Source organism: Ruegeria sp. AD11(2025) (assembly GCF_056542405.1).
Genome location: NZ_JBQFZU010000001.1, coordinates 46165 through 69968, shown reverse-complemented (window position 1 = coordinate 69968; position 23804 = coordinate 46165). Strand labels below are relative to the sequence as shown.

The following is a 23804-nucleotide window of genomic DNA, read 5'->3' as shown; positions in this document are numbered from 1 at the left end:
AAGCGAATTGATGACGTTAACGCAGCAAATCCTTTGGGGCAGCATATATCTGGGCATCTGTTTTCTGATCGAGATCATCCTTCTTACGTGGTGCACACAGGTGGTTCGCGTCATGTCGCTAAGGTTGGAAAACAGTAAGAAGTTCTTTTCTATCGCGGCGCCTATCTGCATAGCCCTCGTCTTTATCGTTGCCATTCACACGTTTCAGGTCTGGCTTTGGGCAATCGTCTGGATGCTGGGGGATGTTCTGCCTGACTGGAACTCGGCCTTGTACTTCTCATTGGTGACGTTCACTACGCTGGGCTACGGCGACATCGTTCTTGGGGAGCCGTTGCGCATATTTGGAGCGTTCGCGTCGGTGACCGGTCTGCTGGCGTTCGGGTTGTCTACTGCCTTTATGGTGGCGCTGATGACGCAAGTCTTCAAAGAGGAACTGATGTCCTAGAGGATCGGCGCGAACAGCCGGGCGAGAGGCGACCCAAACCGGATATAGGCCGGTTGTTCGGGAAGTTTCTTGGTCAATTCATAGCTTTTTTCGAAATCAGCCTGCAGCATCTTGTCCACAGCCTGCGCCGCTCGTGGATCAAAGAACAGGGCCATCGCTTCGAAATTCAGGCGGAAAGAGCGGTTGTCCAGATTGGTGGTTCCAACGGCGGCCAGCGTGTCGTCGACCACAAAGACCTTCTGGTGCATGAAACCGTCGGTGTAGCGGAACACGCGCGCGCCGCACTCCCTGACCTCGTCAAAATAGGCGAAGGCGGCCAGCCAGGGCAGGCGGTGGTCGATGACGTCAGGCACCAGAATGCGCACATCCACACCGCGCAGGGCGGCGTGTTGAAGGGCAGTTATGATGTCAATATCGGGCACGAAATAAGGAGAGGCGATCCACAGTCTTTCTTTCGCTTCGGTGATGGCGGCAAAGAACATCATCGCGCCGGTTTCCGTTTCGTCGCCGGGGCCGGTAGCGACGATCAGGGCATTCATGTCCTGATCGGATTCTGATCCGGCCCAGTCCAGTTGTTCGATCAGATCTTCTTCATGGGCCCAGTGCCAGTCTTCAGTGAAAATCAACTGCAGCTGCCGGACGATATGGCCGGTCATCCTGATATGCGTGTCGCGCCAATGACCGAAATGCGCGTTTTGGCCCAGATATTCCACACCCACATTGTGACCGCCGGTAAAACCGGTCTCACCATCGATGATCACGGTTTTGCGATGATTGCGGTAATTCAGTTGAAAACGGTATTGCGGCCCTCGACGGTCTCGCGGATTGGCGATCTCGATTCCGGCTGCGCGCAGCTCGTCCAGATAGGCGGTTGGTAAGCCATAGCTGCCCACAGCATCCGTCATGAACCGAACTGACACGCCGCGTTTGGTGGCGGCGATCAGCTTGTCTTTGAGCTGTTTACCCAGTGCGTCATCACGGACGATGTAGAACTGGATCAGGATATAATTCAGCGCAGCATCGATTTCCTTGAATATCGCGTCGAACGTCGCTTGCCCGTCAATCAGCAATTCGGCCCCGTTTCCGCGCGAGACCGGCAGATGTGCCAACGCCTCGAAAGGGCGGGGGTTGATCGGCATCGAGGCTGGATCTGGTTTCGAGAAATCCGCAAATGTTTTGATGCCTTCGACGACCCTTTCGCTGTGCTTGCGAGCGATCCGATAACCGCGGAACCGGTGGTGCCCCAGAAACAGATATAGCGGCACACCGACAAACGGGGCCGAGATCAAAAGGACCACCCACCCGACGGCCCCCTGGGGCGTGCGAGCGGTCTGGGCCGCCCGTATCGAAAACACCGCGGCCGTCACATACAGAAAGAAGACGAACGCGGAAACAAGCAGTGTCCACATGGGGTTATCGGTCTCTGAGTGCCTTATTCGGAACCAGTGTAGATGCGATCCCAGTCTTGCGCCATATCAACAATGACCCAGCCCATGTCGGGCCCCTTGTCCAGCCCGTCGACCAGTTTCCCGATCGGGCTTTCGCGGTCATAAGCCCATTCACGCTCGGCATCGGTGTGGTGAATCAGAACCCCCAGTCGCGGACCGTCGCCTGCAGTGGTCCATTCCAGCATGGCGAAATCCCCGTCCGAGTTGCCGCCAGCCAGAATGGGGCGTCTGCCAATCGTGCGTTCGATGTTGATGGGCTTGCCCTCTTTGTCATCGACAAAGGCGATGCCGGGGGCCTTGGTTATGACCGGAGCGCCATCATCTGTTTCATAAGTTGTGTCGGCATACGTGCCCAGAACCTGTTCGGGCGGGATGCCATAGGCATCTTCGGCAAACACGCGCATGAAGTGCAGACCGCCGCCCGAGACAATATAGGTGCGGAATCCTTCATCCCTGAGATAGCGCAGCAGTTCCACCATCGGTTGATAGGTCATCTGATCGTAGGGCAAACCAGTATCCGGGTGACGCGCGGTGTCCAGCCATTCGGCGACGGATGCCTGGAATTCCTTGACACTCACACCGGAATGCGAGGCGTTCAATACTTCGATCAAGGCATCGTGACCGCCCTCTGCGACAGCTTGCAGATCGCCATTTGCCGCAGCTTCCAGCGTTGGGCTGGTTAGGATCGAGGGGTCTGCCTCGGCCAGATCGGCAAGGCGATCCATGGCGAAGGTGAGCTGAAAATAGACCGGCTGTTCGGCCCACAGAGTGCCGTCATTGTCGAACACCGCAACCCGCTCGGCCGGTGTGACATAGACGGCGCCGTTCGGGTCAGTAACGGCCTCGACGAATTCGATGATCCTATCCTTGGACGCGGACGTGCCCCAACTAGGCAGAGGGTCGGCAGACAAGGTCAGCGGAGCCATGACAAGAGCGGCTGAAAGAACTGCATTCCTCATGAGAAATTTCCTTGCTTCAATTGGTAAAGGGCCACCGATGTACGGGCGGCCCTTTGTATTTTGATGGGTTAATTGTTGGTCGGCGAGGACAGCTTCTCCATCACCTGATCCAGGTTGAAGCTGGCAGCCTTTTGGCGTGGCGGGTATTCTTGGAAGGTCTCCAGGAAACCGCCGACATATTGCTGAGCAGGCACCAGGAAATAGGCCCGATCCAGCAGCCAGTCGTAGTAGGTGTTGGACGTCCGGTAAGCGCGCTCATAGGGATCGCGACGCAGGTTCACGATCAGAGGAATGCGCAGCTCGGTCCAGGGTTCGATCCATGCGCGCAGGGTGCCCCACGCCTTCTGCTCAAGGAAGATCAGCTTCCAATCGTCAAAGCGCAATGCGGTCAGATCACCGTCATCCGAGAAATAGAAGATCTCGCGACGCGGGCTTTCCGAGGTTTCACCGGTCAGCAGGGGCAGGATGTTGTAGCCATCCAGATGCACCTTGTAGTCGCGGCCCATACCTGAGGAGTTGTAACCTGCCTTCAGTTTTTCCTTGATGTCCGGATCACCGGCAATAGCAAGGTAAGTCGGCAGCCAATCCATATGGTGCACGATTTCGTTGGTGACCGATCCGGCCTCAATCTTGCCGGGCCAGCGTACCATCGACGGAACGCGCCATCCGCCTTCCCAGTTGGTGTTCTTCTCACCCCAGAATGGCGTCGAAGCGCCATCCGGCCACGTGTTCATGTGCGGCCCATTGTCGGTGGAATAGTGAACGATGGTGTTGTCGGTGATGCCAAGCTCATCCAGCAAGTCCAGCAGCTGGCCTACATGCATGTCATGTTCGATCATGCCTGCGGTGTATTCATCGGCCACGCGGCCTGCGATGTCGTTGGCTTGCGCGCGCATCTCATCCTTCACGTGGGTACGGAAGTGCATCCGAGTGCCATTCCACCAAACATAGAAAGGTTGGCCTTGTTCGTGGGCACGCTTGATGAAGTCGATGGCAGCCGCAACGGTCTCTTCGTCCACTGTCTCCATGCGCTTGCGGGTCAGGGGGCCGGTGTCCTCGATGGTGCCGTCGGCCTTGGACTTAATAACGCCTCGCGGCCCATAGGCTTCGCGGAAGGTGCGGCCATCAGCCAGAACCGCATCGCCGGGATAGTCCTCGTTTTCAGGCTCTTCCTCGGCGTTCAGGTGGTATAGATTGCCGAAAAACTCATCAAATCCATGGTTTGACGGAAGATGCTCATCCTTGTCTCCGAGATGGTTCTTGCCAAATTGACCAGTGACATAGCCGTGGTCCTTCAACAGGCCAGCAATAGTCGGATCTTCGACCTGCATCCCCAGATCAGCACCGGGCAAACCAACTTTGGACAGGCCGGTCCGGTACACCGATTGCCCCATGATGTAGGACGAGCGGCCAGCAGTACAGGATTGCTCACCATAATAGTCGGTGAAAATCATGCCTTCCTTGGCGACGCGGTCGATGTTCGGCGTCTGATACCCCATCAGACCCATCGTATAGGCCGAGATATTGGACTGCCCGATGTCGTCACCCCAAATGACCAGGATGTTGGGTTTCTGGTCCTGTGCCCAGGCGGGAAGTGCCAACGCAACGGCGACGGTAGCCACAGCAATACGACGCAACTCGGTGCGCCACCAGTATGCAATCGAACGTGGTGGTGACATGATATGCTCCTGATCTGTAAGAGTTTGTAGGCCCCAGAGGTGTGAAAGTGTTTTTCGACCGGCAGTTTCGGCCAAAACGGATTGTAATAATCGGTCGCATTCTGAACGGCAAACCTTCACCATTCCGGGAATCGAACGCGTTTACACTAGGCGATTTGCCAAATTGAAAACTCATCATATGATGATATTGGAAAATTCTAATGTTTGACAAAACGAATAATATTAAGCTCTTGCAGAAGGTCGGGTGGTTCAGCAAACGCTCGGACGTATTTCGCCGTGACCTGTTGGATTGCGCATCCGCAAGAACTTTCGAGCCTCACGAAGCGCTATACCACCATGGCGACGCAGCAAACGGGATATTTGCCATCCTCAGTGGCGGTGTTCAGGTTACCGCACCGGCGGATGATGGGCAGGAGTTCGTGATACATCGAGAAGGTGCCGGTTTCTGGATCGGGGATCTGGCTTTATTCGCGGACACACCGCGGTTGATCAGCGTCGTCACCACACAAGAGACGCAAGCCTTGTTTTTTCCGCATTCCCGTATTGCCAAACTGGTTCAGGCCAATCCGAATTATGTCCGCGATTTTTACGCGCTGACGCAGGAAAACATGCAGACGGCACTTCGGATAATGGCCAACCTTGCCGTGACCGGCAGTGAAAAACGGTTGGTACTGCGGCTGCTTCATCTGGATGAGGGCAGGTCAAAAACCGACGGTTGGATCGTGGTGTCTCAGGACGAACTGGCCGAGATGATTGCCGTGTCGCAGCCAACGCTGCACCGCAGCCTGCACCGACTTGCGGATTTGGACCTGATCGAACTCGGCTATGGGCGCGTTCGGCTGAAAGACCGGAAGGCTCTGATTGCCAGTTGTCAGACCTGATCAAGGATTCAGTGGCGGAAGAAGCTCTGCCTGTTTTTGGGGGGCGGCTGTAAGAGCGTCCAGCGCGGAAATTGCCCCTCTCCAATCCGGTGTTCTGTCGTCTTTATCAGTGGCGTAATACGTAGAGCCAATCTGTTCCAAACGTGCTTCAAGCCCGTTGTGCCCTTGCGGGCTTTCACAGCGTTGCTTCCAGGTTTCAAGCGTAGAATAGGCGGCGTTGAGGTCCTGATCATGCAGCGCATGGCGCAGCTGCGCGAGGGCAAATTCCGGTGAAGCGCGGTATGCCTTTTTACGTGCTTCTTTCCAGTTTCGATATCGCGGCATCGACCACCACAAAACGACCAAAGTGACTATCAAGACAGCAGCAGCCCAAAACAGATATCTCATCAATGTATCTGTTGACGGAGGCCCAGACTTCGGCGCGGCCAGTTTCAGTCCAACTGCGTCGACGTCCACGGTTTCAACGGCATTCGTCGTCAGGTTGAACCACTTCAATGCAACCGCAGGCAGCTGAGTTTCACCTCCATCCTGCGCAAGGTAAACGGTTTCATCAACACGTTGGCCTGACAGGATACCCCGATCCTCGGTCTCGGTGAAGCGTGGTTCTTTGGGATAAGATCGCAACAGAGGGTCCTGATTATTTTGTATTAATTGTGGTATCAGGATCGGACTCGTGCCCGAGATTCGCGCTGTCAGCCGTCGGGTGACCGCATCGCCAGCCTGCATTTCAGTTGGGCCTTCGATTTCCTGCGTCAGTTCAAAACTCGTCGCGATAATCAGCGGATTCAGATCACGCGCCCCATCCGGGACCACTGCGTTTAGTTCGATCGGTGGCAGCGGGATGGACGCCTGAATCGGATTGTTTGTTTCCGGGTCCGCAAAGGTGACCGTCATGTCCTGAGCGCCAAAGTCTATCGCCCCTGACACCAGCGGATAGATGCGATAGCTCCGCTGAACACCAGACCATGTTTCGCCGTTTACCGACTCGCTGACAGGTCCCGAGGCACGCTCGGGCAGGCGGACCAGCAGGTTTTCTTGTTCCAGCGCAGGAAAGATCGGAGGGGACGGCATGAAGGTCGGCACCAAAACCTTTACGCGCAAGATGGCCGGTTGTCCGACAATCACATCCTCACTTGGCGCCTCGACTGTGACTTGTGGTTGCGGCGCGGTCGAGTTTTGCGCGAAAGCCCCGCACGACAAAAAAGCAAACAGGAGGAGGAGCAATAATCTCATCGTTCTTGCTCCTGATTTTCCAGACGGAACCGGTTGCGCAAGAAATCCTGCATGTCCGTATCAATCGCACTGATCCACTGGTCTGCCGACAAGGGTTTTGCACCTTCGGTCTGGGCCTGAATGGTCGTGTTTTCCCCGCGACCAGAGTCATTGTCGAACACAGTGTCATCTGCTCCGATCCCGGCTTCTTCGCCAGTGTCGGATTGTTCCCGCGTGATTTCTACATAGTCGAGAATGGCGGTGGCAACCTCGAGATTATGCTGTGCTTCCGGCCAGTTAGGGCGGTGTTCTAACGCCTCTTCAAAAGCAGAAATGGCGGGTCCGTACTCCCGGTTGCGTATGCGAGCCATACCTTCGGCAAAGGCGGCTTCGGGTGTGTTCAGTTCGGCGAAGATGGCCGCGGCTTCCGGGTATTGGCCTGCTTTCAAGCGCGCGTAGCCTTCATGGTACGGGTCCTCAAAGAGGTCAGCAGCATCTGCATAGCGTTTTTGATTCATTGCGATTTGGCCTTGCTGATCCGGTGCTAGGAACCAGTCCCGCCAACCTTCTGCGCGCGCGGGGCTCGCGGGCTGTATCAGGAACAGTCCCAACACCGCCCATCGGATCACCCAGCCGCGACGGAACCAGAGCAGCGACAACAACGCCGCAGGCCATGCCAGCATCCACCCCCGATCCTGCCAGTCCAGACGATCATCGTCATCCAGCGCATCCACATAGGCGGTTTGGATCTGACGCTGCAGCCGTGTGATATCCCTGTCATCATTGGAAAACGGGACCACAACGGTGTTCCCCAGATTGCTCAACTGAACAATCTCGTCTCCGTTCGGGAGCATGGTCAGAAAGAAAACCTGCGTTGTTGCGCTCTGAAACTCGACAAGCTGAGATGGATCGAGATCGTCCAACACAAACAGGACGGCTCCGGGAGTGTCGCTTTCGTCCAATATGCTTTGCGCCAGTGTCAACGCATCAACCGCGGCATCTCCTTGTTTGGGCATCACAGCAGGGGTCAACCCTTCAAGCAGCGGGCGCAGGATATTTGCGTCTTCGGTCAGGGGTGCCACGCGGTGTGGTGTACCAGCATATGCGATCAGCGCCGTTCGCGCGCCTGCGCGTGTGTTTATGAGGTCGGTGATCTTGTACTTTGCACGCTCCAGCCGCGACGGGGGCAGGTCGGCATTCTCCATGCTCTCGGTGACCTTCAAGGCGATAACCAAAGGGGCCGTGTCCGCCACAAGCGGGTTCTGAGCCCGTGACCATGTTGGGCCTGCGGCGGCGATGGCAACCAATGCAGTGGCGATCATGGCAACATCAATGGGATAGATTCGCCGCTTGTCTTCAGCCCCCAGAAGCAGAGCAGTTGCAAGATGCGGAGCCACACCGGATGGCAGTTCGGACTGTCGCGAACGTTTCGGTCGAGTTACCCACCAAAGACCTGCAACTGGTATCAGAAAAAGCAGATAAGCTGCTCTCAGGAAATGAAATTCCGCGAAGGCGTCGATCATGAGAGACTCCTTCGGCGCTTCGTGATGTGCAGACCAGCGCAACTTCCCAGCATCAGCAACAGTACCGCCAACAATGGATAGTGAGCGAGGCTTTCCCGCGGACGGTAGCTTTGAGTTTCTACGATTCTGGGGTTTTGCTCGTCAATGCGCTGGTAGGTCCCGGCAAGCGCAGCCTCATCATTTGCAAAGAAATACTGCCCGCCAGTTCGGTCCGCGATGGCTTTCAGGGCTTCCAGATCTACGCGGTCCTCGCCAGACGCATCGGGATCACCGACGCCGATGGTGTAGATAACGACGCCCTTGTCCGCTGCTACGGCGGAGGCATTGGTAGGTGTCATCCGGCTGGACGTATCCGCCCCGTCGCTAAGAACGATCATCAGGCGCTGATCGACATCGCTGGAGTCAAATGTGCGGATACCAAGGCCGATTGCGTCGCCCAAGGCGGTGTTCGGCCCTGCCATTCCGACTTGAGTTTGGTCCAGGAACCCATTCAAACTATTCAGGTCTTCTGTAAATGGTGCCTGAACGAAAGCACGGGTGCCAAAGATGATTAGCGCCATCCTGTCACCCTGACGTTCGGCAATGAACGTGCGCATTACATCTTTGACGGCCGCCAGCCGTTGTTTGGGCGTTCCGTCGGTAGACTGGAAATCGCGTTGGTCCATCGAACCCGAAATATCGAGTGCCAGCACCACATCTCGGGCGGATTTTTCGATGATGATCGGATCGGCCAGTTTTTCCGGGCGGGCCAGGGTCGTCACCAGCATCAGCCAAATCAGAATAACAACAGTAGTCTGAAGCATCGGTCGTTGTGCGATGACTGATCCGGACTTGGGCTCAACCCCAGCCGCCTTGGCGACATGGCGGAAAAACGGTATGCGGATTGAATTGGTCTTATTCCGGTGCGGCGGCGTTAACCAGTAGACCAGAAGTGGCAAAGGCAAAAACAAAAATGCCCAAGGGGCGGCAAAAGAGATCATCCATGCCTCCTCTGCGCTTTGTGGGTCCGGATCCAGACCCGCGCGAACGTGGCGACCTTTGGATTGGGAGGGCTGGATCTGTAGGGCGCCTCAAGGAGGGCTTTAGATTCATTTGAAGAAATCGTAATATTATTAGAGGATTGTTTGAGAAAGGTGATCCACTCAGAGCCATGGAGACTAGCGACCTGATCGCGCGGAAAGGCAGCGAGCGCGGTGCGTCGCAGGATTTCTGCGATCTTGGCGACGTCATTGTCGGCAGCGTGCAGATCGGCAAGCGCGGATCGACGGTAGGCATTGGTCATACGATGCCGTCGGTAGACGTAAAAACCGCATGCGACCGCCCCTGCCAGCAGCAAAGCCAGGACTGCCCAGCCCCAAGTCTGCGGCGTCATCGGTATCGGCGCGGGCGCTGGAGCGGGTTTCAGCAAGTCCAACAACTCAACAAGTGATTTACCTTCGGTATCGACGCTCATTTTTGCCCCCCGTGATGACCGAACTGCCGCAGAAATTGATCCAGGGCCGGTTCTGCGGTGGTCAGCGGGACAATTGGAAAGCCATAGCGGCGCGACCACTGGCGGAGGTGTGCCAACCTGTTTTCCAACGCCGCCCTGATGCGTTTCGACAAATCCGGTTCCGAGCTGTCGAGTTCAATTTGTGCGTCTCCGTCCGAGACGGTCATGCGTAGCCCTGGGATTAGCTCATGCGAACTTGGATCGTAAATATTGAACAAAATCAGGTCGTTTGACAGAGCAAGCCGTCTTAGCAAGCTTTCCGAGTCTTCATTCAGACCGTCAAAATCCGAAAACACGCATATCAGGGCATTGGTATGCGCGATCCGGGCGGCTTGTTTCAGGACGTCGTTCAGCGAAACGGTCGGTTCTGGGCTCAGCGTTGCGTTCAGGCTGCAATTCAGCCCTGCGACCGACGACAGGAACCGCTTCAACGCGGCGGGACGGCGCTGAGGGCGGTGCTCGGCCAGATCCGTGTCGCCAAAGACAATCCCACCGACGCGGTCGCCTTGGCCCAGAACGCGATGGGCGGCGATTGCGGCGGCTTCGGCAGCGACCACCGATTTCATGTAAACCTCGGTGCCGAAAAACATCGAAATACGCTGATCGACTAACAAGAGGGCAGGGCGATCCCGTTCCTCGGTATAGACCCTAACATGGGGTTTTCCGGTGCGAGCGGTCACTTTCCAGTCGATTGTCCGGATGTCATCGCCGGGCAGATAGGTGCGGAGTTCTTCAAAGTTCAATCCGCGCCCGCGCAGGCGCGAAGCGTGGCGGCCATTGAGGATTGAGCGCGCCGGTTGTCGCGGCAACAGGCTGATAGCGCGCGATTTGGCACCCAGGCGCAGCAGATGGTCCGCATCTACATGGATGCGTGGGTCGTCGGGGTATGTGGCGGTTTGGGCCACGGGGCTCTCTTTCCGAACACTCAGGGCAGCGCGACGAGGCGCAGGATTTCTGCAATCACGTTGTCTGCCGATTTTGCGTTGCCCTGGGCCTCAAAGCTGAGCGTGATGCGGTGGCGAAAGACGTCATGCGCGATGGCACGAATATCAGCGGGGTCCACGTAGTCACGCTGGTTCATCCACGCGTGCGCACGCCCGCATTTGTCCAATGCCAGCGATGCACGCGGGCTGGCACCGATTTCGATCCAGTTGGCAAGCTCTTCGCTGTATTTCTCGGGCGTTCGGGTTGCTTGCACGAGGTCGGCCATATATCGATCCATGGCGTCGGATACGTGGATCTGCCCGATCTCTGACCGCGCCTGAAATACGGCGTCCTGCGGGATTGGCGTCGGCATCTCGCCCGTCGCATCAGACCCTGCGGCGATGTCTTCACCCCGCACCAGACGGATCACTTCGACTTCGTCCTCTACTGGAGGATAGGTAATCTGCACGTGCATCAGAAACCGGTCCATTTGTGCCTCTGGTAAGGGATAGGTGCCCTCCTGCTCGATCGGGTTTTGCGTGGCCATCACGATGAACAGCGGCTCCATTTTATGGGTGGTGCCCGAGACGGTGACCTGCCTTTCCTCCATCGCTTCCAGCAAAGCCGCTTGCACCTTGGCCGGGGCACGGTTGATCTCATCCGCCAAAACGAGGTTGGCAAAGATCGGGCCGGGGTCGAACCGGAACGTGCCGCCGTCATCGGTTTGCTGGTATACTTCGGTTCCGGTCACGTCTGAGGGTAGCAGGTCGGGCGTAAACTGTATCCGGCTGAAGTCGGCGTCCAGATTGCGCGCCATGGCTTTGACGGCGCGGGTTTTTGCCAGACCGGGCAGGCCCTCGATCAAAAGGTTGCCGTTTGCCAGCAGGCCGATGAGCAGCCGGTCTATCACCTCGGTCTGGCCGATAATCGCCTGCCCCATGCGGGTTTTAAGATCATGTATCTGATTAAGTGCATTCATTAATTTGGTCCAATCGTGGCCGGAAGTCCGGAAGGACATGGCAGGATACGCCGGGGCGGGATGATCTGGAATGTGCAGTAATGATCGGAGGTTACCAGTCTTACCGCGTCCGATCCACCATCAAATCCGTTCCGCGATATGTTCCAGATCGGCGCGCAGCTCGGGGCGAATTTCCCCATGGTTTGGGTCGTCGCGCAGCGTTTCGACCCAATGACGCGGCGGTTGCTTTCCGGCTGCTCGGTTCCACGTCAGTTGACCAAGCACGGATTGCGCCTCGGTGTTGAGAAAGTTGGGCATGACGATCCCGTTCAGGGTCGCCCAAACTCCGGTCCAAAGCCGCGCAACGGACCAGGGGTTGTAGCCTCCGCCGCCCAGAACCAGAAGGCGAGGGGCCATGTCGCGCAGAGAGGCAACGGCGCGCCAATGGGCGTTGTTGGACAGGGTCAGCCGGGATAACGGGTCCTCGGCCACCGCATCCGCGCCGCATTGCAACACAATTGCCTCGGGGTAAAAAGATGCCGTCGCGGGCAGGATCAACTGGTCGAGGATTGCGTTGAACTCATCATCATTGAGGTTGCGCGCGACGGGAAGGTTAAATGCCGCCCCGCCTGCATCGTCGTCTAATGTTCCGCTGAAGGGCCACCGGGCGCCTTCATGCAACGAGATCATTCGCACCTTTGTTGATCCGCGAAAGGCCGCTTCAACTCCGTCACAGTGATGCGCGTCGATATCGACATAGACAATACGATCAAGCCCGGCGTTCAACAGAGCCAGGATCGCCAGCACCGGATCGTTCAGATAGCAAAACCCGTTTGCCCGGTTCGCAAGTCCATGATGCGTACCACCTGCCGGGCTAAAGACAATGCCGCCATCCCGGATCAGTTCGGCCCCCAGCATTGATCCTCCGGCAGCGGTGGCTGGGCGGCGATACATCTCGGGGAATACAGGGTTTGGCAGGGTGCCCAGCGCGTATTTCTCCCGTGTATAATCGGACACCGCCTGATCCTGTTCGGCCTGTTGCAGGGCTGCGATATAGTCCGGCGTGTGAAATGCCATTAGTGCCGAGGGTTTCGCGCAGGGGCTGACGCGATAGTTCGCGGATGACAACCAACCCTGGGCCCGGCACAGGTCGATGACGGTCGAGACACGCGGAATGGCCAGAGGGTGTTTCGAACCATAGGTCGATCTGCGATAGATTTCTGAACCGATGAACAGGGGGCGATTCATCGTCTAACTTGCATTTTGCTCGGCGCTCTCTTCCCCCAGCCTGCCATCAAGTGACATCAGGATCGCAACCGGGCGCAGCGCGGGAATATGGCTGAAGACGATCAGGATGCAGACGGTCAGGGGGACGCTCAGGAAGGCTCCGATCAGCCCCCAGATCGTGGTCCAGAACATCAGCGCCAGAATGACCAGAAAAGTGGACATGTTCAGAGACCGGCCCAGCAAGGCGGGGTCGAGAAAATTGCCGATCAGGAACTGTATCGTTCCGCAGCCCAGAACGATGATCAGGAACGGGCCGATGCTGTCGAACTGAACCAGCGATATCATCGACGGGAAAATGACTGCAATGATCGATCCGATGGAGGGAATAAAATTCAGCGCGAAAGTCAGCACGGCCCAGGTCTCGGCAAACTCGAGCCCCAGCACCTTGAACACCGAATAGCTGATGCCAGCCGTGATCAGGCTGATCATGGTTTTCACCCCGACATAACGTTGCAGGCTGAACGTGATGGCATCCAGTATCGAGGCGAACTCGATACCTGTTTTCGGATCACCTGCGGCCAATTGGATTTTTTTGCGGAAGGCCAGCCGCTCGGCCATAAGGAAGGCGACGTAAAGGCTGATCAGAAAGAACTGGTTCAGCAGGGAAGTCGCGCTGCCCAGCAGAATGCGCGCAACATAGGACATGTCTATATTGATCAGGTTGTCGCGGATAAACTTGGTTACATCATTGCCCACCAACCCAGTGACGCGGTTTACCGCATCGTCGAATTGGTTTTCATAGGTGCCAATCGTGCGGGCAAACTGAGTGGCCTGACTGCCCAGAATATACATGATCACGAACAAACCGGCCAAAACCACAGTGACGCCTGCGACGTTGGCCAGCCAGACAGGCATGCGGGTCAGGGCGATTATCCGGTCGCTGAGCGCGATGATCAGGACATTGATCAGCAGGGCCATCGTCAGCGGGATCAGGAATGCGGCGCCGGCGTATAACCCCAGCACTACGAGTGTAGTCACAATCGACACGTCCCGAACAACCGACAGCTTGAGCTTCGTCGGCGTAGCGGTTTCGTCTTTGTCCGGTGTCATGCGGTAGCTCATCCTGAGAATTGCACTTGTGTATGATCCTGCACAGCAGGGCCGGATTATGCAATGCGCCCAGATGTTTGTCAGAGAATATTTGCGCAGCGGACAGATTTGCCGGTTCAGTGGCTGGGGCAAGCGGGTTAGGCTTCGGGAATGAATGCACGCGTGATTCCTTACTTTGGTCGGCCCATTCAGGCGCTTTGGGTGGCTGTAACTCGTTTCGACGCCAAGAACGGCTTCGTCATGAGCAGCCACGTGGCCATGTCGCTGATGTTGGCGCTGTTTCCCTTTGCCCTATTCACAGTTGCGTTGGCAGGTTCACTGTCGCAGGACTATGTCACCAACGAATTGATCGATTTGATTTTCGGCGCATGGCCCAAGGATGTGGCAGGGCCGATCGTGGCCGAACTGCGCTCGGTTCTTTCCGAGTCAGGATCTGGCGTGATTACGCTGGGCGGTCTGCTGGCGGTGTTCTTTGCCTCGAACGGGGTGATGGCAGTGCGCAAGGCGATGAACCAGGCCTATCATGATTTTGACAGCTGGCCGTTCTGGAAAACCCGGCTGCTTTGTTTTGGGTTGGTGATCGGTGGCGGCCTCACCATCATGATCATTGCTGCGGTCGAGGTCATCCTGCCGGTCTACACGCAACTGGTTTCGGAAAAGACCGATGTGAACGTATCCGAGTGGTTGTCGGTCGATCGCCTGCGCTGGACCTTCACGGTGGGTGTTCCGGTGGGCGTGGTGGTGCTGGCGCATCTGGTCCTTCCGACCGGGCGTCATAGATTGCGTCAGATCCTGCCGGGCGTGTTGTTGACGCTGGCCTTGTGGGCAGCAGGAGGATGGGGCTTTTCGGTCTATATTGCGCAGTTTGCCTCATACAGCGCCACCTACGCGGGCTTGGCCGGAGCCATGGCGGCACTGATCTTTCTCTATCTTTGCGCTGCCATCCTGATCCTTGGGGCAGAATATAACGGAGCCTTGATGGACCTGCAGAACGATGCCGACGGACTTGAAACGTGAGAGCCGCGTTTCTTATCTGGATGTTTTTGCCAGCTGTCGCTTTTGCGCAAGGGCCGAACTATGTGGGCTCGGATCAATGCATCGAATGCCACACCTCCGAGGCCGAAGCGTGGGCGGCATCCCATCACGCGCTGGCTTGGACCGAGGTCGCGGCCGGGCATGTGGCGGCGGATTTTGACGAAGCCCGGTTTGATCACGACGGCATGGCGGTAGAGTTCAGCGTGAACAACGATGGCCTGCGGGCCAAGGTGACCGAGAAGGACGGCGTCGCAACTGAATATGGTGTGCATTCGGTCGTGGGTATCGAGCCCCTGCAGCAATACCTGTTCGAAACCGAGCCCGGCCGGTTGCAGAGTTTCGATGTCGTCTGGGATACCGAGGCTCAGAACTGGTACCACCTCTATCCCGATCAGGACTTGCCGCCGGATGACGGGTTGCACTGGACCGGTCCCTACAAGAACTGGAATGCTCGCTGTGCCGAATGCCACGCCACCGGGTTTGAAAAGGACTATGACGCGCAGTCCCGCAGCTACGCCTCAACGCAGTCCGAAATTGGGGTCGGGTGCGAGGCCTGCCACGGTCCCGGATCGGCGCATATCGACTGGACGCAAGGCCAGACACTCGCCGCTGATCTGAGCGAGTTTGGTTTCACCATGAATTGGGGCAGGGGCCGGACTGAGGCCGAAATTCAACAATGCGCCGGATGCCATTCCCGACGCGAGGCGCATGGCGACGGCAACCCGATTCCCGGAACGCCCTATCACGACGCTTATAACCTAGCGGTGCTGCGTCCGGGTCTTTATCACCCCGATGGCCAGATTCTGGATGAGGTCTATGTTTATGGCTCGTTCCTGCAATCCAAGATGTATGCGCAGGGCGTCGGGTGCATGAACTGCCATGATCCACATAGTGCTGGGTTGAAGGCGGAGGGCAACGGAGTTTGCACGCAATGCCACTCACCAGCGGGCAATCCTGACTTTCCATCCCTGACCGCCAAGGACTACGACACGCCCGCGCATCATCACCACCCGGAAGACAGCGCAGGCGCGCAGTGCAAATCCTGCCACATGATCGAGCGCACATACATGGGTGTCGACGGGCGGCGCGATCACAGCTTTCGCATTCCGCGCCCGGATCTCGGGCTTGGTGAAGATGCCTGCACCGATTGTCATCAGACCGAGGATCAGGATTGGGCCGCGCAGCGGATAGAGGAGTGGTTTCCGGTGTCCGCTCATCGTGCGCCACACTATGGAACGGTGTTTCAGTCAGCCCTGGACGGTCGCGCGGAAGGGCCGGGTGCTTTAATTGCGATTGCGATGGATTCGTCTCAGCCGGGCATTGCCCGCGCCACGGCAGCCTATCTGCTGCAAACCTTCGGCTCGCCAGGTGTTGCGGACGAAGCGGCGGCATTGTTGTCCGACACGGATCCGCTGGTGCGCGCAAATGCGGTGGTATTGCAACGTCAGGCCGCCTTGCCGGATCAGGTTCAGCGTCTCGAACCCTTGCTGTCTGATCCATTGCGCAATGTCCGTATCTCAGCCGCCAAAGAGTTCTTGAACATCCCCGGCCAAGCCCTGACCCCGGAACAGCAGGCTCGGGTGGCCAAGGGTATGGAAGAATGGCAGGGCACTATTGCTAACCGGCTGGACTTTCCCGAAACACACCTTGTACTGGGCGGTATGGCTCTGACCTTCCGCAACGCCCCGGCCGCCGAACGCGCCTTTCGAGAGGTCGTCACGCTGGACCCGCAACGGGCCGAAGCTTGGCCCATGCTGGTCCAACTGGCACAGATCAACCGCGGTCCGGATGCCGCGCGGGACGTGCTACAAGAGGGACTGGCGGTTTTGCCGAACGATCCGGAGCTGCAACAACTCAAGGCGCAATTAGCCCCGTGAAACGGCACGGCTTGGCCCGGTTTAGGTCACGATCCCGGCAAAATTGGGCGTTAACCGTGAGAAAGGCAGAAACCCAGCCACGCCCACAGGTGACCCATGCCGGAAAAACCGGTCCACACATCGCAGTTGCAAAACCCTTTGTCCCCGGATCAAAGGATAGCCGATCTGCAGGCCAGAAAGCCGGAATATATCAACCATGGTCAGGCGTTGTTGCTGCAACAAACCGCCGCCGCGTCACTGCGCGAGCAGTTTCTGACCGGCGACCGTATCTGGCTTGACGACTGAGGTCAGCCCCGGAACCCCGTGGCGACCACGAATTTCTCGGAACTGTCAGAGCGCGACGCAGGCGGTTTTACGTTTGCCACCTTCTCGAACTTCTGTTTCAACAACTTCTGCAGATCACCCTCGGCGCCTCCGGCCAGAACCTTGGCAACGAATGTGCCGCCTTCTTCCAGAACGTCAAAAGCGAAATAGGCCGCGGTTTCGCACAGGGCCATTATGCGCAAGTGATCGGTCTGTTTATGCCCGGATGAGGCCGCGGCCATATCGGACATCACCACATCAGCCTTACCGCCCAGCCAGTCTTTGACCTTTTGGTCGGCGTCGTCCTCCATGAAATCCAGAACATGGGTGTCCGCACCGGCGACGGGCTCGATCTCTTGCAAGTCAATGCCCAGCACGGTGCCGACCCGTTTACCCGACCGTTCACCCAGCGCGTTGACACGTTTGACGGCCACCTGACACCAGCCGCCGGGCGCGCAGCCCAGATCGACGACGCGTGCGCCTGGGACGAGAAAGCGGAATTTATCGTCCAGTTCCAAAATCTTAAACGCCGCGCGCCCGCGATAGCCCTCGGCTTGCGCGCGTTTCACATACGGGTCATTCAACTGCCGCTCAAGCCAGCGGGTCGAGCTGAGCTTGCGCCCGCGCGCCGTCTTTACTTTGACCTTCAGGTCGCGTTGCCCACGGCCTGAGTTGTTTTTTCCGCTCGGCGTTTTTGCCATGCGCTGGTTCTCCTGAAAGGTTCCCGCTCAATACCGGCTTGGCCAATGTGTATCAAGACGCTGTCGTTGCGGGCTGTCGAAGAGCCAGATCTGGCCAGGGGGACGAAACTCCAAAGATGTACCAGCCCAAGGCATCTACAGCTTTGACAGTCCACGGTGCACCTCGCGCGTCCTCTTGTACAAAGCCTCGCAGCAATTCATGTGCATCCACCACCTGGTCATCGGGCACAGCAATTTGAATGCCACCAATGGCCAAAGAGTAGTGGGGGAGCATGGTCGCAGTATGAAAGCTGGGGCAGAAAACATCAAATCCCGCAGCTTCCAATGTACATATTGTGGTTGCAGCCGTGGCATAACGATAGGCAATCGCAATCGTTGAGATGCTCATACACCTGTGTCCGAAATCAGAATGGTCCGTCTTCCAATACGCCGTCCGCGCTCATCTGCGCATAAAGCAGACCTTCGCGAAGTCCCCGGTCCGCCACGGAAAGGCGGTCGGTGGGCCAGCAGCGGAGCAATGCCTGCAAAATGGCTGAGCCGGACATGATTAGGGCTTGCCGGTCATCGCCGATCCGCGGATCACGCCGCCGTCCCAGTGGGCCGAGTTCCAAGTATCCTCGTATGACTTTGTCGATCTGATCGCTGGTCATACGCAAACCATCCACCTTGGTTCGGTCATAACGCTTTAGTCCCAGATGAGAGGCCGCCACGGTAGTCACGGTGCCGCTGGTTCCGACGATCTGGAACCCTTCGCGGGCTTGCTCATCCTTGTAGGGGGCGAAGTCGGCCAGGTTTTCTTCGAAAAACCAGCTCATCAGTGCAAAGCGTGCCGAATCGTCTTCGACATCGTGGAACTGGTCGCGCAGCGTCGCGACACCCAGCGGCACGCTAATCCAGTCCACCACCTTGGCCGCTGGAAAGGGGCTGTCAGCGGTGTGAAACCCATTGTGCAGGCGCATGATCGCGGCAGGGCGGTCGCGGCGCGGCACCGATGAGATGTCGATCCACACCAGTTCGGTCGAGCCGCCGCCAATATCCACGACCAGCAACTGTTCCGTTTTGGTCGACACCAGTGGCGCGCAGGAGATCACGGCCAAACGCGCCTCTTCCTCGGGCTGGATGATCTCCAGTGTCAGGCCGGTCTCGCGCTTCACCTGCCGGATGAAATCACGCGAGTTTTTCGCGCGCCGACAGGCCTCGGTTGCGATCAACCGCATCCGTTTGACCTTGTTGCGTTTCAGCTTTTGCTGGCAGATGCGCAGTGCCTGAACGGTACGCGCCATTGAGGCCCGGGACAGCCGCCCGGTCCGTTCCAAGCCCGCGCCCAACTGCACGGATTTGGAGAAGCTATCCACCACATGAAACCCGCTGCCCTTTGGCTGGGCTATCAACATGCGGCAGCTATTAGTTCCCAGATCCAGAGCCGCATATAAAGCATCTGGATCGGGTCTTGCCGGCGCGGGGCTTTCGACCGCCTTCGGGAACGCGCCCGCACCTTTGGGACGCTTGGGCGCCATCTTAAACGCCCTCCGATTTTCGAGTTACCCCGACCATAGGTCGGGCGATTGTTTCGTGCAAGACGCTCATTAAAGTGATGAGTATTTTGATGTGCGCGTTTGCGTCGGAATCCAGTACAAGCGCCGTATCCCATCGTGGGCGAAAACGTCGCTTGAAATACGCCTAGTGTCGAAAACCGACCGACTTGCCCCCACATAGACGTTTAGAACCGGTCCATCTGGTTAGGAGGAATCAAAAGCAATGCCTGACGTCACCATTGTATACTGGCGCGATATTCCCGCTCAGGTCATCGTCGGCAAAGGCCGTCGTGGCGCAAAGCGGCAATTGGAGGAACGGTTCGAGCAAGCCATCGACCGCGCGGCCATGAAGGTGAACGCCAAGGACAGCGATGCCTATCTGGCCGAGTGGCGCAAAGCCGAACCTTTTGCAGCTGAGGGCGACCCGTCCGAGATTGCCGAGGCCGAAGCCGTGCGTCTGGAAACGGAATACGATCAGGATCGCATTAAGGCCCTGATCGCCAATGACGGTTGGGCTTAAGCCCCAGATCTAAATGGGAGGCCGCTATGGCTTTGCTGAACTTCAAGAAACGTGATGCGGTCGAAAAGGCCCCGGTTAACCCCACCGTCGAAGCCTTTCTGCAGGGCTATTCGGTCGAGGTGATGCCGCGTACCGCCGAGAAAGTCGATGACTTCCGCGCGTTGCTGCCCGAAGGCACCCGCGTCTACATCGCCCATATCGAGGGCACCCCGATCGAGGACATGGTCAAGACCGCCAAGCGGATCGCGGCCGAAGGCTATCCGGTCATGCCGCACTTCCCGTCACGGATCATCAAGGACGCGGCAACCCTGGAGAACTGGATATCGATGTATCAGGGCGAAGCGGGCGTCGACCAAGCGCTGCTGCTGGCTGGAGGTGTCGCCAAGCCGCACGGCGCGTTCGACAGCTCGATGCAGCTGCTGGAGACCGGCCTGTTCGACAAGGCGGGCTTCAAGCGCCTGCACGTTGCTGGTCACCCCGAGGGCAACAAGGACATCGATCCGGATGGTTCGACCAAGAACGTTGACGACGCGCTGCGCTGGAAACAGAAGTTCTCGGAAACCACCGATGCGGAAATGGCGCTGGCGACTCAGTTCGCATTTGACGCCAAGCCGATCATTGCGTGGGCGGACGGTCTGAAAGAGGCGGGAATCGATCTGCCGATCCATATCGGTATCGCGGGCCCGGCCAAGCTACAGACCCTGATCAAGTTCGCCATCGCTTGCGGTGTTGGTCCGTCGCTGAAGGTTCTGCAGAAGCGCGCCATGGACGTGTCCAAGCTGCTGCTGCCCTACGAGCCGACGGATGTTGTCACCGAACTGGCCAACCACAAGGCCGCCAATCCGGATTTCAACATCACCAACGTGCATTTCTTCCCGCTTGGCGGTATCAAGACCAACGCCAACTGGGCAATCGAAAACGGCGGCGCCTCGGCAAAGCCTGTAAACTCCTAAGGAACGGACATGACCCGTACAGTCGTAGAATCAAAAACAAAAACCGCCGTTCTGGGCTTTGACGAACCGTTCTGCGTGATCGGTGAGCGGATCAACCCCACCGGTCGCAAGAAGCTGGCCGCTGAACTGGAAGCAGGCGATTTCTCGACCGTCGAGAAAGACGCCATTGCTCAGGTTGCGGCTGGCGCAACCGTTCTGGATATCAACGCGGGCGTTGTCTACAACTCGAACCCCAACCCGAACGAGACCGAACCGCCGCTGATGACCAAGATCGTCGAGCTGGTTCAGGGTCTGGTTGAAGTCCCGCTGTGCATCGACTCGTCGGTTCCGGGTGCACTGGAAGCCGGTCTTGAGGCCGCCGAAGGCCGCCCGCTTCTGAACTCGGTCACAGGCGAAGAAGATCGTCTGGAGCTGGTTCTGCCACTGGTCAAGAAATACAACGTTCCTGTTGTTGCGATCTCGAACGACGACACCGGCATCTCGGAAGACCCAGATGTTCGTTTCGAAGTAGCCCGCAAGATCGTTGAACGTGCCGCCGATTTCGGCATCCCCGCGCATGATATCGTAGTCGACCCGCTGGTGATGCCGATCGGTGCAATGGCAACTGCAGGCCAGCAGGTGTTTGCTCTGGTCCGCCGTCTGCGCGAAGAACTGGGCGTGAACACCACCTGCGGCGCGTCCAACGTCTCGTTCGGTCTGCCGAACCGCCACGGCATCAACAACGCCTTTTTGCCGATGGCAATGGGTGCTGGCATGACCTCGGCGATCATGAACCCGGTGGCTCTGCCGGTGACGCAGAAGAAGATTGCCGAGAAGAAAGATGCCGTGGCTGCTGCTGGCATCATCCTGCCCGACGGCATGGACGACGAGGCATTCGTTCAGATGTTCGGTCTGGGCTCGACATTGCCCCGTGCTGGTAAGGAAATGGAGGCCATCCGCGCCGCCAACTTGCTGACCAACAACGATCCGCATGGCGGTGAGTGGATCAAGTTCAACAAATCGCCTGAAGAGGCCGGTGCCGCAGGCGGTCGTCGCGGAGGTGGCCGTCGCCGTCGCGCTTGATCTAAACATCAGTGTGATCAAAGGCCGGGCCATGTGCCCGGCCTTTTTCATTTTGACCCTGATCAATGCCGGGTATTGTCGGGCTTGCGACAATGGCACGACCCCAGCAGCAAAACCCAGGTGTTTTCATGAGCAAACATTACCCCCCGAAATTGGCGGATGTAGACCTGAGCAAACGTCTGAGCAAGCATGACTATTTCGAAAAGCTTGTCGATCTTCAGGCTCAGCTGGCGCTGATTCAGCAGGCGTTTCTGTTTCACGGCGTGAAGGGCGTGCTTGTTTTTGAGGGTTGGGATGCCGCAGGCAAGGGCGGTACGATCCGCCGGATCAGCCAGGCGCTGGACCCGCGCAGTTTCAAGGTCTGGCCTATTGGTGCGCCGCGCAACTATTACCTGAACCGACACTACCTGCTGCGGTTCTGGGAAAGACTGCCCCCCGAAGGCGCCATCTCGGCCTTTGACCGCAGTTGGTACGGCCGGGTGCTGGTCGAGCGGCTTGAAAAGTTCACACCGGAAGAGCGTTGGCGGGCCGCCTATCGTGAGATCAACGACTTCGAGCGGATGCTGGCGGACGACGGCACCCGGATCGTAAAGCTGTTTTTCCACATCTCTCCGGACGAGCAGATGGCGCGTTTCACCGAGCGTTTGCGCAACCCGGTGAAGCGGTGGAAACTCACCTATGAAGATTTCCGCAACCGCGAGAGGTGGGCAGAGGCTGAAGTAGCGGTGGATGAGATGCTGGCACGGACTTCGACCGAAATTGCGCCATGGCATGTTGTGCCGGCAAACAACAAAAAATACGCTAGAATCAGTGCAATGAAGGCAATTGTTGAGGCCTTTTCCAGAGGCATTGATCTCAGTCCCCAGCATCTGGACAAAAAAACTCTGGACGCAGCCTGCGAAGCCTTGGATGTTGACCAGTCCCTGATCGACAGCCTGCGCGCCCGGACCGAGTAATTTCGGACCGCTGCTGAAACGCGCTTGAAGTCGCTCGGTGGGCAGTGTTATCCAGCCCTACGCCGCGGGTATGATGTAATGGTAGCCTGTCAGCTTCCCAAGCTGAACGCGCGGGTTCGATTCCCGCTACCCGCTCCAATCACTCGGATCGGCGTGCCTGAAACAGGTTTATGACTGCCGGGATGCAGGTTTCCGTTCCGATTTGCAGGCGATTGAACTCTGCGACAACGTCTTTCTGGATGGCCTGAACGTCCTGCTCATCCCCGTCGAAATGCGCGATGACCCGAGCGGCCGGCCCGACGCGTGTACACAATATTGCAGTGCCTTCAACGCCGTTGACGCCCTGCAATTTCAAAGAGACTGCCTCGGCCTTCACATCAGACAATCTGGCCTGAACCATCATTCCTTTGACATGGTCAAGGTCGTGGAATGCAATGGGACCGGGTGCATAGCGGTCCACGCGCGGAGGCTGACCCAATCGTTTGACGGCGGCGATATGGGGCATGCGGAACCATGGGTTCTCGGCCAGAGGGCCCCATGCCGCGAAAGTCATTTGAGCACCGGGTTTTAGCGCCTTGGCGATATTGGAGAATGCGGCCACGGAATCGCTGAAGAACATGACACCGAACCGCGAGATCGCCGCATCCATCTGATCGGGGTCGAAGCTATGTGTCTGCGCGTCTGCATACTGGAACTGAATGTTGTCCAGCCCGTCTTCGGCAGCGCGTGTTGCAGCGCGATCCAGAAAGGGTTGAGAGATATCGACAGCCAGTACATGCCCGCCCGGCCTGACCCGCCGGGCTGCGGCAAGGGTGCTGACACCCGTGCCGCAACCGATATCCAGAACCTTCATTCCGGCAGACAGATCAGCCTTGTTCAGAACCAGGTCCAGAACAGGCGCAAAGGCATGGTCTAACTGATCTTCATAGGTCAGCCATTTGGTGCCGTTATCAGACCGGCCCCAATACTCGGCCTGTTCTTCGTTTGCTGACGTCATTATTGCC

At 57.7% G+C, this 23804-nt stretch carries 24 protein-coding genes and 1 tRNA gene; 10 read left to right on the top strand and 15 right to left on the bottom strand.

The genetic code is table 11. The features are described from left to right. Nucleotides 1-10 precede the first annotated feature (10 nt). Nucleotides 11-445 (top strand): ion channel, encoded by a 435-nt coding sequence (locus tag ACR1XY_RS00350; RefSeq protein WP_480588994.1) that lies wholly within the window; start codon nucleotides 11-13, stop codon nucleotides 443-445. On the opposite strand, the gene cls is transcribed toward ACR1XY_RS00350, so the two are convergent. From cls to ACR1XY_RS00335, 3 genes are all read right to left on the bottom strand, one after another. Beyond that, nucleotides 442-1854 carry a cardiolipin synthase gene (gene cls, locus ACR1XY_RS00345; protein WP_480588992.1) on the bottom strand — a complete coding sequence of 471 codons (1413 nt, stop codon included), beginning with the start codon at nucleotides 1852-1854 and terminating at the stop codon, nucleotides 442-444. The two genes, ACR1XY_RS00350 and cls, sit on opposite strands and share 4 nt — an antisense overlap. Nucleotides 1855-1877: 23 nt before the next feature. After that, the gene (locus ACR1XY_RS00340) at nucleotides 1878-2852 is read right to left on the bottom strand and encodes an HAD family hydrolase (RefSeq protein ID WP_480588990.1); all 975 of its coding nucleotides are present in this window, start codon (nucleotides 2850-2852) and stop codon (nucleotides 1878-1880) included. 68 nt (nucleotides 2853-2920) lie between these two features. Beyond that, nucleotides 2921-4531, bottom strand: a complete 1611-nt coding sequence (locus tag ACR1XY_RS00335; RefSeq protein WP_480588988.1) for an arylsulfatase — start codon at nucleotides 4529-4531, stop codon at nucleotides 2921-2923. 200 nt (nucleotides 4532-4731) lie between these two features. Here ACR1XY_RS00335 and ACR1XY_RS00330 point away from each other — a divergent pair, with 200 nt between their 5' ends. Further along, entirely contained in the window at nucleotides 4732-5412 is a 681-nt protein-coding gene (locus ACR1XY_RS00330; RefSeq protein WP_480588986.1) for a Crp/Fnr family transcriptional regulator, read from the top strand. Here ACR1XY_RS00330 and ACR1XY_RS00325 read toward each other — a convergent pair whose 3' ends face one another. The 8 genes from ACR1XY_RS00325 to ACR1XY_RS00290 form a co-directional block, all read right to left on the bottom strand. After that, complete coding sequence (locus tag ACR1XY_RS00325; RefSeq protein ID WP_480588984.1) at nucleotides 5413-6645, bottom strand: hypothetical protein; 1233 nt, start codon at nucleotides 6643-6645, stop codon at nucleotides 5413-5415. It abuts the gene before it with no gap. Next, a complete protein-coding gene (locus tag ACR1XY_RS00320) occupies nucleotides 6642-8147 on the bottom strand; it encodes a VWA domain-containing protein (protein ID WP_480588982.1) in 1506 nt (501 codons plus the stop codon). The genes ACR1XY_RS00325 and ACR1XY_RS00320 overlap by 4 nt, the downstream gene beginning before the upstream one ends. Next, nucleotides 8144-9127: a VWA domain-containing protein gene (locus tag ACR1XY_RS00315; protein ID WP_480588980.1), complete on the bottom strand. Its 984-nt coding sequence runs from the start codon at nucleotides 9125-9127 to the stop codon at nucleotides 8144-8146. The genes ACR1XY_RS00320 and ACR1XY_RS00315 overlap by 4 nt, the downstream gene beginning before the upstream one ends. Continuing rightward, the gene (locus tag ACR1XY_RS00310; protein WP_480588978.1) at nucleotides 9124-9600 is read right to left on the bottom strand and encodes a DUF4381 domain-containing protein; all 477 of its coding nucleotides are present in this window, start codon (nucleotides 9598-9600) and stop codon (nucleotides 9124-9126) included. Before ACR1XY_RS00310 ends, ACR1XY_RS00315 begins: the two co-directional genes overlap by 4 nt. Beyond that, nucleotides 9597-10544, bottom strand: a complete 948-nt coding sequence (locus tag ACR1XY_RS00305) for a DUF58 domain-containing protein (protein WP_480588976.1) — start codon at nucleotides 10542-10544, stop codon at nucleotides 9597-9599. The genes ACR1XY_RS00310 and ACR1XY_RS00305 overlap by 4 nt, the downstream gene beginning before the upstream one ends. Before the next feature lie 20 nt (nucleotides 10545-10564). Continuing rightward, nucleotides 10565-11542, bottom strand: a complete 978-nt coding sequence (locus ACR1XY_RS00300) for an AAA family ATPase (protein ID WP_480588974.1) — start codon at nucleotides 11540-11542, stop codon at nucleotides 10565-10567. A gap of 120 nt (nucleotides 11543-11662) precedes the next feature. After that, the gene (locus ACR1XY_RS00295; RefSeq protein WP_480588972.1) at nucleotides 11663-12769 is read right to left on the bottom strand and encodes an acetoin utilization protein AcuC; all 1107 of its coding nucleotides are present in this window, start codon (nucleotides 12767-12769) and stop codon (nucleotides 11663-11665) included. A gap of 3 nt (nucleotides 12770-12772) precedes the next feature. Next, on the bottom strand, nucleotides 12773-13858 hold the full coding sequence (locus tag ACR1XY_RS00290) for an AI-2E family transporter (RefSeq protein WP_480588970.1): 1086 nt from the start codon (nucleotides 13856-13858) through the stop codon (nucleotides 12773-12775). 150 nt (nucleotides 13859-14008) lie between these two features. On the opposite strand from ACR1XY_RS00290, the gene ACR1XY_RS00285 reads away from it, so the two are divergent. The 3 genes from ACR1XY_RS00285 to ACR1XY_RS00275 all read left to right on the top strand — a co-directional run bounded on the left by ACR1XY_RS00285 (nucleotide 14009) and on the right by ACR1XY_RS00275 (nucleotide 17055). Next, the gene (locus ACR1XY_RS00285; RefSeq protein WP_480588968.1) at nucleotides 14009-14875 is read left to right on the top strand and encodes a YihY/virulence factor BrkB family protein; all 867 of its coding nucleotides are present in this window, start codon (nucleotides 14009-14011) and stop codon (nucleotides 14873-14875) included. Further along, entirely contained in the window at nucleotides 14872-16770 is a 1899-nt protein-coding gene (locus tag ACR1XY_RS00280; protein WP_480588966.1) for a multiheme c-type cytochrome, read from the top strand. The genes ACR1XY_RS00285 and ACR1XY_RS00280 overlap by 4 nt, the downstream gene beginning before the upstream one ends. 96 nt (nucleotides 16771-16866) lie before the next feature. Further along, on the top strand, nucleotides 16867-17055 hold the full coding sequence (locus ACR1XY_RS00275; protein WP_480588964.1) for a hypothetical protein: 189 nt from the start codon (nucleotides 16867-16869) through the stop codon (nucleotides 17053-17055). 2 nt (nucleotides 17056-17057) lie between these two features. Here ACR1XY_RS00275 and ACR1XY_RS00270 read toward each other — a convergent pair whose 3' ends face one another. The 3 genes from ACR1XY_RS00270 to ACR1XY_RS00260 are packed head-to-tail and all read right to left on the bottom strand — an operon-like array spanning nucleotide 17058 to nucleotide 19291. Further along, nucleotides 17058-17774, bottom strand: coding sequence for an RlmE family RNA methyltransferase (locus ACR1XY_RS00270; RefSeq protein WP_480588962.1), 717 nt, complete (start codon nucleotides 17772-17774; stop codon nucleotides 17058-17060). A 52-nt stretch (nucleotides 17775-17826) separates the two neighbouring features. Then, complete coding sequence (locus tag ACR1XY_RS00265; protein WP_480588960.1) at nucleotides 17827-18162, bottom strand: hypothetical protein; 336 nt, start codon at nucleotides 18160-18162, stop codon at nucleotides 17827-17829. 16 nt (nucleotides 18163-18178) lie between these two features. Continuing rightward, nucleotides 18179-19291 carry a Ppx/GppA phosphatase family protein gene (locus ACR1XY_RS00260; RefSeq protein ID WP_480588959.1) on the bottom strand — a complete coding sequence of 371 codons (1113 nt, stop codon included), beginning with the start codon at nucleotides 19289-19291 and terminating at the stop codon, nucleotides 18179-18181. A gap of 241 nt (nucleotides 19292-19532) precedes the next feature. Here ACR1XY_RS00260 and ACR1XY_RS00255 point away from each other — a divergent pair, with 241 nt between their 5' ends. The 5 genes from ACR1XY_RS00255 to ACR1XY_RS00235 all read left to right on the top strand — a co-directional run bounded on the left by ACR1XY_RS00255 (nucleotide 19533) and on the right by ACR1XY_RS00235 (nucleotide 22938). Further along, entirely contained in the window at nucleotides 19533-19829 is a 297-nt protein-coding gene (locus ACR1XY_RS00255) for a virulence factor (protein ID WP_480588957.1), read from the top strand. Between the two features lie 26 nt (nucleotides 19830-19855). After that, entirely contained in the window at nucleotides 19856-20782 is a 927-nt protein-coding gene (locus ACR1XY_RS00250; RefSeq protein ID WP_480588955.1) for a methylenetetrahydrofolate reductase, read from the top strand. A gap of 9 nt (nucleotides 20783-20791) precedes the next feature. After that, nucleotides 20792-21844 (top strand): methyltetrahydrofolate cobalamin methyltransferase, encoded by a 1053-nt coding sequence (locus tag ACR1XY_RS00245; protein ID WP_480588953.1) that lies wholly within the window; start codon nucleotides 20792-20794, stop codon nucleotides 21842-21844. Nucleotides 21845-21972: 128 nt separating this feature from the next. Continuing rightward, a complete protein-coding gene (locus tag ACR1XY_RS00240; protein WP_480588951.1) occupies nucleotides 21973-22800 on the top strand; it encodes a polyphosphate kinase 2 family protein in 828 nt (275 codons plus the stop codon). A 64-nt stretch (nucleotides 22801-22864) separates the two neighbouring features. Then, nucleotides 22865-22938: transfer RNA gene (locus tag ACR1XY_RS00235), tRNA-Gly, on the top strand. Between the two features lies 1 nt (nucleotide 22939). Here ACR1XY_RS00235 and ACR1XY_RS00230 read toward each other — a convergent pair. Beyond that, nucleotides 22940-23797, bottom strand: coding sequence for a class I SAM-dependent methyltransferase (locus ACR1XY_RS00230; RefSeq protein ID WP_480588949.1), 858 nt, complete (start codon nucleotides 23795-23797; stop codon nucleotides 22940-22942). Between the last annotated feature and the right edge of the window lie 7 nt (nucleotides 23798-23804).